General features: G+C 64.0%; 7 protein-coding genes and 1 pseudogene. 5 read left to right on the top strand and 3 right to left on the bottom strand.

The window, feature by feature from the left end; genetic code table 11:
- Positions 1-164: 164 nt before the first annotated feature.
- Complete coding sequence (locus BI49514_RS15970; protein WP_101547441.1) at positions 165-944, bottom strand: helix-turn-helix domain-containing protein; 780 nt, start codon at positions 942-944, stop codon at positions 165-167.
- Positions 945-1,077: 133 nt separating this feature from the next.
- Between BI49514_RS15970 and BI49514_RS15975 the strand changes: the two genes are divergently transcribed.
- The 5 genes from BI49514_RS15975 (at position 1,078) to BI49514_RS15990 (ending at position 5,263) form a co-directional block, all read left to right on the top strand.
- Entirely contained in the window at positions 1,078-1,755 is a 678-nt protein-coding gene (locus BI49514_RS15975) for an HAD domain-containing protein (protein ID WP_167444005.1), read from the top strand.
- Entirely contained in the window at positions 1,752-2,534 is a 783-nt protein-coding gene (locus BI49514_RS15980; RefSeq protein ID WP_101547442.1) for a glutamate racemase, read from the top strand. The genes BI49514_RS15975 and BI49514_RS15980 overlap by 4 nt, the downstream gene beginning before the upstream one ends.
- Before the next feature lie 96 nt (positions 2,535-2,630).
- Positions 2,631-2,777 carry a hypothetical protein gene (locus BI49514_RS16630; RefSeq protein WP_167444004.1) on the top strand — a complete coding sequence of 49 codons (147 nt, stop codon included), beginning with the start codon at positions 2,631-2,633 and terminating at the stop codon, positions 2,775-2,777.
- Between the two features lie 9 nt (positions 2,778-2,786).
- A complete protein-coding gene (locus BI49514_RS15985) occupies positions 2,787-3,383 on the top strand; it encodes an HdeD family acid-resistance protein (RefSeq protein WP_101547443.1) in 597 nt (198 codons plus the stop codon).
- A 377-nt stretch (positions 3,384-3,760) separates the two neighbouring features.
- On the top strand, positions 3,761-5,263 hold the full coding sequence (locus tag BI49514_RS15990) for an inorganic phosphate transporter (RefSeq protein WP_101547444.1): 1,503 nt from the start codon (positions 3,761-3,763) through the stop codon (positions 5,261-5,263).
- Positions 5,264-5,674: 411 nt separating this feature from the next.
- On the opposite strand, the gene BI49514_RS15995 is transcribed toward BI49514_RS15990, so the two are convergent.
- Together BI49514_RS15995 and BI49514_RS17405 are read right to left on the bottom strand one after the other, a co-directional pair.
- On the bottom strand, positions 5,675-7,741 hold the full coding sequence (locus BI49514_RS15995) for an outer membrane protein assembly factor BamB family protein (protein ID WP_101547445.1): 2,067 nt from the start codon (positions 7,739-7,741) through the stop codon (positions 5,675-5,677).
- Positions 7,742-7,888: 147 nt separating this feature from the next.
- Positions 7,889-8,110 (bottom strand): annotated as a pseudogene (locus BI49514_RS17405) (variant leucine-rich repeat-containing protein); the annotation flags it as partial.
- Positions 8,111-8,311 lie beyond the last annotated feature (201 nt).

Consider the following 8,311-nt stretch of genomic DNA (forward strand, 5'->3'; position numbering starts at 1 on the left):
CAGATCCCGACGAGGACATCGTTCGAGTCAGTAGTTCTGAGGGTCATGATGATCGATGGGACGGTCAGTTCCTACTCTGCCAGCCAGTCCCAGACCAGCCACCATCAATACTCACAGTAGTTCTGGGTGGGGACGAACTTGCGGAACGAACGCCGGGTGCGCCCTCACCCGATGAGCGAGCGCTCGTCCCGCCGCAGGTGAGCAGCATCGGCGTACCCGACCTCGGCCGCGGCCGCGGTGCGCGAGCGTCCCGAATCGATGAGGTCTCGCGCGGCCTGCCAGCGCAGGATCTTCGCCAAGTGCTTGGGTCCGTAGCCGAACCACTCCGCGCTCAGCCGGCGCAGCTGCCGCGGTGAATACGCGAACTGTGCGGCCGCCTCGGTGACGGTCTGCGCCGGCGAATTCGAGCGCACATCCAAGGCCCGGGCCAAGGCCATCGGACGCGGATCCAGCATGGCTCGGTCGGTCAGACCGCCGGCCGTATCAAGCAGCACCCGGGCAGATCCCGTCACCGCAGCGGCCCCGCCCTCACCGACTTTCCCGCCACTGGCATGGCTGCCGCCGATGACAGCGTCGAGGGGCGTCACCCGATCGGCCAGCTCCCCCGCCGAGGTGGTCAACAGCTGCGCAAGCACGCCGGAGTCGAATCGCAGGCCCACCGTCGGTGCAGCCGAACCGTGGAACATCCGTGCCGTGGAATCGGCGCCGGCGATGAGTAGCTGCGAATCGATGACGAGGAGATCCATGCACCCGTCGGGAACGATGAGCGATGGAGCCGAGACAGGTGCGACAGTCGGCCCGGAAGCCAGACCGGCAGCACGGTCCTCACGGTCGAGGGCGGCCGCCTCGGCGAGGGAATCAGTTTCGGCGAGGGAATCGGCCTTGTCGGGAACGGAGACCCACAGGCTCGCCCGCAGGCGTGGGATCCGGGTTTCGCGGTACACGGACTCGGCCTCCTGACGCTCTCGGCGGTAAACTCGTCTGTGTTCATCTGGTGCGAGCGGCGCGATCTGCCCCCAGAATAACGCGCGAATGGCCCGATAGAGGGTCGAACGCCCAAGCTCACGGGAAGGAATGATGGCTGCAGCATCCTCGGCGCCGGTATCGGCGCGCAGGCAGGCTCGCCATGTCACTGTCTTCCTCGATGTCGATGGCGTCCTCAATTCCTACCCTGTGCCAAAGCTGCGCGGCATGGCCGAGGGGCGGAAGAAGCTGCACGCGTGGCACTACGAACTCCATTACCGGCCGTCCGTCGTCGAATTCTTCGACCGCATCGTCGAGACCCACGAGGTCGATGTCGTCTGGCTGTCGACCTGGTCGCAGCGGTGCAAGTCCGAACTCGAACCGAAGTTCGGTCTGCGCAATTCCTTCGACGTCATCGAAATGCCCGATGAGACCCACAATCGCTTCGCTCACGATCCGCAGCAGTGGTGGAAAGCTCGTGCCATGGAGGACTGGCTGGCCACGCACGAACACGGGCGCGCGATCTGGATCGATGACGACCTGGCGTGGCCTGCCACCCGCGAGTACTTCCTCGAGAACTACTCGTCCAACCGCCTCAAACTCATCGCCCCGGACTTCTCCCACGGCCTGACGAAGGCCCATCTCAAGGAGATCCGGGAGTTCGCCTACCCGAAGACCGGCGTTGCAAAGTCTGGCGACTCGAAAACCGGCCACATGGCATCAGGCGACCCGACGACCACCAAGTCGAAAACCAACCACTCGACGGCATCCGACCCGAAGGGAACTTCATGACGCGCATCGGCCTGCTCGATTCCGGACTCGGACTCCTCGGCACCGCCGACGCACTGTTCAACCTCGCCCCCGACGCCGACCTCGTCCTCGCGATGGACCCGGACTTCACCCCCTACGGCAGCCTGAGCACCGACACCCTCGAACAGCGGGCCCTGCAGTCGGCCGGGGTGCTCGCCGAATGGGAACCCGACGCCATCGTCATCGCCTGCAACACCGCCTCGGTGCAGGCCCTCGAAGCCGTCCGTGCCCGCTACGAACCGACCATCCCCGTCATCGGCACCGTCCCTGCGGTGAAGATGGCCGCCGGCACCGGCCAGGACTTCGCGATCTGGGCGACACCGGCGACCACGGGCAGCGAGTATCAGCAGAACCTCATCGACTCCTTCGCCGCCGACCTGCACGTGGCCAAGATCGCCTGTCCCGGACTGGCCGAGGCCATCAACGTCGCCGATCTGAACAAGATCGACACCGCCATCGAGGATGCCTTCACTCAGATGGGCCCCGGAATGGAGACCGTGGTGCTCGGCTGCACCCACTACGGACTCGTCGCCGACCGGATCATGGCCGCCCGAGCCGGAGCCCTCACCGTCTTCGACTCCCCCATGCCGGTGGCCAAACAGACCCTGCGCCGCATCGGCCTCGAACCCGCCGGAGTCGGCGAGGATCAGCACGGCACCGGACGCGTGCTCGCAACCTTCGCGTCGGGCCGACGCGTCAGCCTCCCCCAGGCCCTGGACGCCTACCCGGCAGGCAAACGACTGCTCGCCCGCGAGGCCTGAGTACGCACCCTCCACATTCCCTCCGAGCCGGGTCTTTCCGCGCCGCGCAGGCGTAAAATGGACCAGACAGTCAATCGTCAAAGGAGGCGATTCGACATGTTGGCGCTCAGTATCCTCGCCGCACTTGTCGCACTCGGAGAGCGGACCACCTCGGATTCGACCGCACGGTCCGATTCCGCCGATCAGGGGGCGCGCCTCGGGCACGCCTGTCGTCTTCAGCGACTGTCCAAGCCCGAGGACTAGGCTGTGGGCATGGACCTCAAGCGCACTGGAAGAACAGTCATCGTCAACGGCGTCATCGCCCTCGTGATGGGTGCGCTGATGATGGTCTGGCCAGGCACCTCCGCCGAGGTGGTCGTGCGGATCTTCGCCTGCTGGCTCGCCGTCATCGCCATCTCCTCCCTCGTCTTCGCACCGCAGGGAGGCCGCACCGGCAGCATGGTCACACGCGCGGTTCTGCTCATCCTCCTCGGTGCGCTCATCTTCTTCACCCCGATGCTGTTCGCATCCATGGTCACGGTGCTGACCGGATTCGCGATCATCTTCTTCAGCTTCCTTGCGCTCACCATGTCCTTCTTCATCCGTCGGATGGGGGTGAGGACCTGGTGGGCGCTCACCGTCATCGGCGTCCTCGGCATCATCCTCGGCGGCGTCTTCCTCTTCGCACCGGGCGCCGGAGTGACCGCGCTGATCTTCACCCTCGCCGGGTTCATCATCCTCGTCGGCATCGCCCTCATCGCTCTGGGCCGTCGACTGCGCAAGGTCGACAGGCAGATGAAATCCGATCCGCACCGCAATCGTCCCGATGACGGCGGCGGCGATGTCATCCGCGGGGAGATCATCGACTGACTCCGGCCGCCTCGGCGAGCTTTTCCCCTTTCGACAGAGCCCGGATCCGCACAGCTGCGGGTCCGGGCTCTTTCACGTACCCGCTGTTCACAGAATCACGCACCAATGGCCCGAAGTGGTCATTGTCACAACAGGCCTTTCCGTCCTCGGCACGCCCTGGTGCCCTCACCCGACATAGACCCGCTCACATAGCACCTGACCTCGAACATTGCGTGAACGGAAGGCGAAAAGCACCGAATGTGCATGAGCATTTCGTGAGCCGCGGAATCGGAGTTAACCGTGCATTCATCCTCTCCGTAACCTTGAGGTCATCCGACCTGCGAATCATGGAGGCAGACAGACACTGCCATATCGACTGAAACTCGCGAGGAGAACGAATGACCCAGGTTCTGGCACCGGAGCGCCACACTCCGCCACCTGCCGTCGGCCGCAGCAACGACCACCTCTGGCATCTGGCCTTCGGCGGTCTGCTGGCGATCACCCTCATCGCCTTCACCCTGTGGTCGTTCGACTTCGTGGGGCGCGATGCGCCCCGCATGGTGCTCATCACCACGGTCATCTTCGGTGCCTTCATGGCCTTCAACATCGGCGGCAACGATGTCGCCAACGCATTCGGCACCTCCGTCGGCGCCGGCACCCTGACGATGAAGCAGGCACTGCTCATCGCCGCAGTCTTCGAGGTCAGCGGCGCGCTTCTGGCCGGCGGCGACGTCACCGACACCATCAAGAGCGGAATCGTCGACCTCAGCGGAGTGGCGATCAACCCGATGGACTTCGCGTTCATCATGATGGCGGCCCTCCTCGGCGCGGCAGTGTGGCTGCTCGTGGCGACTCGGATGGGCTGGCCGGTGTCGACGACGCACGCCATCATCGGCGGCATCATCGGTGCATCACTGACGATCGGATTCGTCACCGGCACCGGCGGATTCGCCATGGTGCAGTGGTCCGAGGTCGGGCAGATCGCGATCTCCTGGGTGCTGTCTCCCGCCCTCGGCGGACTCGCGGCGTTCGTCATCTACGGCGTGATCAAGAAATACGTGCTCGGCAAGTCGCTGTCGCACACGCTCAAGCCGCATATGCTCGCCCCGGTCTCCGCAGCCGAGGGATCCGTCGAAGCGCAGATCGACGCCGCCACCGAGGATGTCCCCGCCGAGGGAGGATCGATCGGCACGCACTCGGCCCTGCAGCGGTGGGTTCCCCTCATCGCCGCCGTCGGCGCTGTCATCATCACCGCGATGCTGCTGTTCAAGGGACTGAAGAACCTCGACATGAGCGTGACCACGGTCGGCGGTCTGCTCATCATGACGATGATCGGCGCGGCCGTGTGGCTGGCAGTGTTCGTCTTCGCCAAGACCTTGCGCAAGCAGACGGTTCCCCGTGCGACCTACATCCTGTTCTCCTGGATGCAGGTGTTCACTGCCTCCGCATTCGCCTTCAGCCACGGTTCGAACGACATCGCCAACGCCGTCGGCCCCTTTGCCGCCGTCCTCGACGTGCTCCGCACCGGCAACATGCACGGCGAGGCGACCGTGCCGTTCGCGGCCATGCTCACCTGCGGCATCGCCCTCATCGTCGGTCTCTGGTTCATCGGCCGCAAGGTCATCGCGACGGTCGGCACGAACCTCACCGAAATCCACCCGGCCTCCGGATTCGCCGCCGAGCTCGCTGCCGCCGGAATCGTCATGGCCGCCTCGGTGAGTGGTCTGCCGGTGTCGTCGACGCACATCCTCATCGGTGCGATCATCGGCGTCGGACTGGTCAACCGCTCGGCGAACTGGAAGCTCATGAAGCCGATCGCGCTGGCGTGGATCATCACCCTTCCGGCCGCCGCGATCATCGGCTCGGTCGGCGTCATCGCCCTGCGCACCATGATGGGCTGACCCACTGACACGAACGCTCACAAGCGTTCGCCGGACTCCGTTCGACACATCGCTTCGAACGGATCCGCACCTCCGCCCCGCCGACTTCCGCACGAAGTCGGCGGGGCGATTTTCGTTCGCCGATCCCGAACGTGCCGACGGGTTCAACCCGGTGCTCTACCAGACGCTCTTCGACAGCCTACGCACCATTCCGAAGACGGCTTTCCGATACGACCAGGCGCCCGGCGGGCGACGTTCAAGACCTATCTGCCCGGCACCTCATATGAATCAGAACTGTGGAACGACTGGCCGAAGCTCTTCCTCACCGACGGATTCGACGCCCGAATGGCTACGGCCCTGACGCTGCTGCGCGCCGAACCGAAGCCCCCACAGCCGCGAAGCAACAACTGAGCAGAGGGTCTTCGACGTCGCTCAACCGAATTGCCGACCCGCCTCGTAGACCTTGACGCTGCCATCCGGAGTTCCTCTGAGAAGCAGATAGAAGTAATACTGATCGCCGCCTCCGGTCTGCGGCGTCCTCACGCCGCAGACAGTGTCCCCTGGCCGGATCTCGTCCTGAGAAGACAGATACGACATCGACTTGCCGTTCGCGAAGAAGTACTCTCCACCACCGTAGTCGGCATCGTCATACGGCTGGATGAGCTCGCAGGTGTCGACCTTCACGCCTTTGGGGAAATGCTCGGATCGGACCGTCGGCGGGTTCGACGTCTGACCGTCACCGAGGATGTTATCGAGTGATGACATCATTTCGGGAGTCGCCGAACGTCCCGCTTCTGCGTCGTCTCCGGCGGCAACCGCCGCGGCGAATTTCTGCACCTGCTCCAGTTCCGGCGTACGAACGTCCCCGGAGGGCACGTGGTAGACGGTGTCCTGATGAGCGAAGGACTTCCCGTCCCAGCGATAGAGGATATCGGCACTCGCCGACTTCTCGCACGCGGTGCATCCCTCGTCACCGTAGACGCCGATCCCGCCGACGTCGATCCCCAGATACTGCCCCATCGGTGTGACCGAGTTGAAGTACGGTTTGGGTACATATCCGGAGATGTCGGCCGCGTTGCCGCGATCGTCGACGTCATCCCAGAGTTCGACGGAGTCGAGCAGGTTGAGATCCTCATCGTAGATCCCGATCGACGGGTAGATATACGTGCCGCCGCCGTTGCAGCTGAACTCGACAGCGGTCACGGCCTTGGCGCCCATACGAGACGTCGTGAACCCTTCCATGGTGATACCGGAATAGTGTCCATCATCGCCGGTGGCCTCACCGTCGCTGAATTCCACCTCGTGCTCGAATTTCGGATCCAGCGGGCCGTCACCAAGATAGTAGTCGTCGTAGGCGAGACCGAATTCCACGCAACCCGGCGGCGTCGAAAGCTTCGCGTTCTTGAACGCGTCCGCACCCGGGAACTGCGCAATCGCGTCGCCATCGGAACCGCCGTTGTAAGCCGGGTCGGCCTTGACGGTGTCGACGTCGCTGGAATCGGTGAAGTCGAAGACCGCGAGAACGCCGTCGGACATGACCAGCAGATGGTCACCTGAGACAGTGAAGCTGTCGAGTTCGTCATCGACTCGCCACAGCTCCTGACCCGAGTCAACGGCAAGACCGTGCACGCCGGCATCGTCGGCGATGACGAGCACATCGTCCTCGATCGTCCAGTTCGGTCGCAACCGAGATTCGCCGAGGCCGGATGCTGCCGCCGCTTTCTCGTTCAGTTCGGATTTCCACAGCACCGAGTCGGCATCGGCATCGACTGCAAAGACTGCTTTGCCGTCCGAGACCACCCAAGGTCCGTCGTCGCCGGCACCGACCATCCGCACGGTCGCCTCGGTATCGACGCTGACGTCGGAATACGTGCCACCAGACGGTGCTTTGACGCTTCCGTCGTCATTGACGGTGATCGGCACGGCCTCCGTGGCCGGGTCCTTCACCTCGGCATCCGTGTCGCCGTCTTCCGAGTCGTCTGAGAATCCGTCTGCCTTCGAACCATTCGCGTTGCCACCAGGGCTGAGGGTGATTTCTCCGTCTTTCAACCGGATTGAGCGGTCCCCGCAGGTCACGGAGTCAGCCGACCACTGGCAGTCCACGGGAGTGCCCTCAAGCTTCGGGCTGGGGCTCTTCGCGCCGTCATCGGCAGAATCATCCTCGACCCCATCTCCGGCGTCGACGACATCGTCGGCTTTTGGCGCCTTCACACCGACGTGCGGTACCGGCGCCATCCATGTTGGCTGCAGAGTCTCTTCATGGAGAGCCATAATCACCGACTGTCGAGGGCCGACGACGCGGACGAGCTGCTGGTCAGCATCTGCGTCATCCCCTGCCTGCAACTGGGTCAGCTGCGCATTGCGGCCGACATCGGCGAGATCGACGGCCGCCGTCTGACTGGGCGCTTTGTCGAAGTCTGAGCCGGAGAGGAATCGCGCGCCGAAGAATCCGCCGGTCACCGCGAGGACGAGGACGAGTCCTGCCCCGATTCCCAGCATCCACTTCCGTTTGTCGCGGCTCCCCGTCTGCGGTGAGGTCGAGCCCTGCGGCGAGGGTAAGGCTCCCGCAGGCACAGCAGAACCATGGTGGTAGGCGGGGCGATGCGCTGGTTTCTGCTGCCGACCCGAGGTCCAGCCTCGTCGCGCGAGCGCTTCCTGAACGGCCGGATCCGGATTGGCGGCAAGCCAGTCGAGCAGGTCCGGATAGGCATTCGGATGGGCAGCAATGTCAGCGAGCAGGTCCGGTCTGGTCGCCGCAATCCTCTGCAGATCAGAGGCAGAGGCATCTGCTGAGCGAACGATGTCGAGGTCGGGGTCTTTCCCGGGACCGAAACTGGCTCTTCGTAATTGAGAGTGTAGATCGGTGATTCCAGGATACGGCGAGTCGCTGCGCGGATAGACGTCGAGGTCTTCCGATGATGGAAGTTCTCACACAATCCATTCGAAAGACCTCGACGTGGCCAAGCCTACTTTCTCGACCCCTGACCTCACGACATTCTGCCGACTCGACACCCTCGATCTGACCTGCACCGGCCAAAACATCACCGGGCACAAGGCGATTCTGGAATG

The sequence above is a fragment of the Brevibacterium iodinum ATCC 49514 genome (assembly GCF_900169265.1).
Classification (GTDB): domain Bacteria; phylum Actinomycetota; class Actinomycetes; order Actinomycetales; family Brevibacteriaceae; genus Brevibacterium; species Brevibacterium iodinum.